Source organism: Bacillus sp. AP50 (genome assembly GCF_040492675.1).
Taxonomy (GTDB): Bacteria; Bacillota; Bacilli; order Bacillales; family Bacillaceae_G; genus Bacillus_A; species Bacillus_A cereus.
The window spans coordinates 1-2,809 of the sequence record NZ_JBEUTW010000638.1 but is presented as its reverse complement, the minus strand read 5'-3'; the positions used below and the strand labels follow the sequence as shown (position 1 = coordinate 2,809).

The following is a 2,809-nucleotide window of genomic DNA, read 5'->3' as shown; positions in this document are numbered from 1 at the left end:
ATATTACATTTACCTTTACATCCAAATATGTTGTTAGAGGAACAAAATTTTGTTTTGGAGGGATTAATTAATGTCAATAAGTAATGAAGTTTTAAAGTCTTTAGTTTTTGAAAGGTTACCACAGGTTAAAAACCCTAAATATATAGTGTTCTGTGATTTTGATGAAACTTATTATCCTCATAATATGGATAATTATGGAATAATCAATATGAAATTATTAGAAAAATACTTGTATGAACACGCAAGTAAAGGAGATTTGGTCATTGGTTGGGTAACTGGAAGTAGTTTAGAATCAATTGTTGAGAAAATGAAAAAAGGTGGTATTAAATATTTCCCTCATTTTGTAGCGAGTGGATTAGGTACGGAAATAACGTACTTTGATAGTAATAGGACTACTATGGATGATCAAGTTTGGGAAGAGAGAATAGTAGAGGGAGGTTTTGATTCTGCGAAAATTAAAAGAATTATCGAATCGCTTGAAACAAAATATGAAATTTTTTTAAGACCTCAGACACAATTAGGAAGTTCTAAGTACAAATTTAATTTTTATTATGAAGAGCAAAATGAAGCTATTGATTCAAAAAATTTAGAACAGATAGAAGAAATCGGGAAGTTATACAAAGTGGGGGTAAATATTAACAAATGTAATCCATTAGCTGGTGATCCAGAAAATTGCTATGATGTAGATTTTATTCCACTTGGAACAGGTAAAGATGAAATTGTGAAATTTATGTTAGATAAGTACAAACTAGATAAAGCAAATGCAATTGCTTTTGGAGATAGTGGAAATGATTTAAGGATGTTACAAGCTGTAAGACATGGTTACTTAGTAGAAAATGCAACGGAAGAGGCTAAACATACACACGCAATGCTAGCTCAAGGTGAATACTCAATTGGAATTTTAAATACTCTAAAGCACATTATTAATTAAAGGGATGTTCATATAATGAATATTGGAATTATAGGTGCAGATAGTATTGCAAAAGCTCATTCTAGGGCATTATCAACAATTGATAATTGTAAATTAGTTGGAGTATATGATGTTAATTACGAGAATGCTCGAGAGTTAGTAAAAGATTATGATGGGGAAGTTTTTAATAGTTATGAAGAGTTACTTGAAGTTGTTGATGGGATAATAATATCTTCCCCTAATTTTTGTCATAAGCCTCAAGCTGTTCAAGCGTTATTAAAAAACAAACATGTTTTAGTTGAAAAACCGATGGTAATTTCTTGTGAAGAAGCAAAATATATGATGAAAATAGCAAAGGATACTATTGTAGTTGCTGCAATGGGGTTTAACTATCGTTACTTGTCCTATATTAAGGCTTTGAAGAGCTTAATTCAAAATGGGGAATTAGGAGAGGCAGTAGTTATAAGGCTACATTTTAAAAAGAATAGCGCTTTTCAAAGAACTCTGTTTACTTGGCGGGATGACATTCAAAGTAATAAAACTAGTGGGGCATTGGGGGATTTAGGCATTCATTTAATAGATTTACTTTGGTTTTTATTTGAAAGTGATTTTAGAGAGGATACTGTTCGAACTAAAATTAAAACAAATGTTAAAGAAAAACAAAAAGTATTTGTAGATGATTATGCAGAGGTTTATGGTCAATTGACCAATAAAGTATTTGTTAATATTACAACGTCTAAAAGTTCATTCCCTGAAGATTGTGGCTTTAGTATTGAGGTAATAGGTACTAAGAAAGAATACAAGTATTCTTCTAGAGAACCTAATAAATATATAACTTTTGATGGGTTGGAAAAACAAGAAATCTTTTTGCCTTTACCGTTATTAGTTGATCCGGAAAACGAGATTTTTGAATGGGCGGATTCTTTTAGAAAGGAAATTATAAGCTGGGTTAATGCAGCAGGTGGTTCTAAAAAATCACTTGCAACATTTGAAGATGGATTACGTTCACAAATTATATTAGATTTATTCTTCAATAAAAACAAACGTAACAAAGAATTATCTGTAACAACTATTTAGTTTTATTGTAAAAAAAGGGATTTATAATTTGTAACATAAATCCCTTTTTCTTTTGAATTGGAGCTGATAAAAGGTGCGGTTAATATTTTATTTTGGGTGCTTGTTCTATTTTATTGTAGGAGTAATACATGTTTGTATGGGCAGTTTAATTCCTTCGTTACTACAATATTATGAAAGAACACCTGATCAACTAGGGATATTAATATTTTTTCAATTTACTGGATTTTTATTTGGTGTTCTTAGTTCGCCTGTTTTAGTAAAAAAGTATTATTATTTTAAAACTCTAACATTTGGGATATTAGCAATGTTAGTAGTTTTAGGAGGTTTTATATTTGTTAAAGAATGGGCATATTTAGCAGTAATTGCATTTGGATTGGGTTATGGAGCGGGTTTGTTAGAAACTACTATGGGTTCCTTTGTTATTTCAGCAGAAAAGAATAGTGCTGCTAAATTCAGCATTCTTGAAGTATGGTTTGGGATTGGAGCACTGGGGTTTCCTTTATTAGTCAATTATTTTATAAAATTTTATACATGGTATTTCATTTTATATGGAATCTTGCTATTTCTTATTTTCACACTATTAGTTTGGTACTTGTTTGGGAGTGCTAAATTTAATAATCTTTCTCCACGAAAGAATGAAAAGGAAGTATCACTATCCCCATTAACTGTTAGCTTTAAAAATGGAAAAGTAAAAATTATATTATTTATATCACTTTTTGCATTCTTATATGCAGGTATAGAAACCAATCTTGCAAATTTTTTATCTACAATTATGATTCTTACTAATAATGAATTAATTAGTTCAATAAGTATATCTTGTTT

Annotated in this window: 3 protein-coding genes; all 3 read left to right on the top strand. The window is 29.8% G+C overall.

The window, feature by feature from the left end:
- Nucleotides 1-70 precede the first annotated feature (70 nt).
- Nucleotides 71-931, top strand: a complete 861-nt coding sequence (locus ABWK52_RS27750; protein WP_353772296.1) for an HAD-IIB family hydrolase — start codon at nt 71-73, stop codon at nt 929-931.
- Nucleotides 932-946: 15 nt separating this feature from the next.
- Nucleotides 947-1,987, top strand: a complete 1,041-nt coding sequence (locus tag ABWK52_RS27745; RefSeq protein ID WP_098542443.1) for a Gfo/Idh/MocA family protein — start codon at nt 947-949, stop codon at nt 1,985-1,987.
- A gap of 73 nt (nt 1,988-2,060) precedes the next feature.
- A partial coding sequence (locus tag ABWK52_RS27740) for an MFS transporter (protein ID WP_353772295.1) occupies nt 2,061-2,809 on the top strand: 749 nt, incomplete at its 3' end.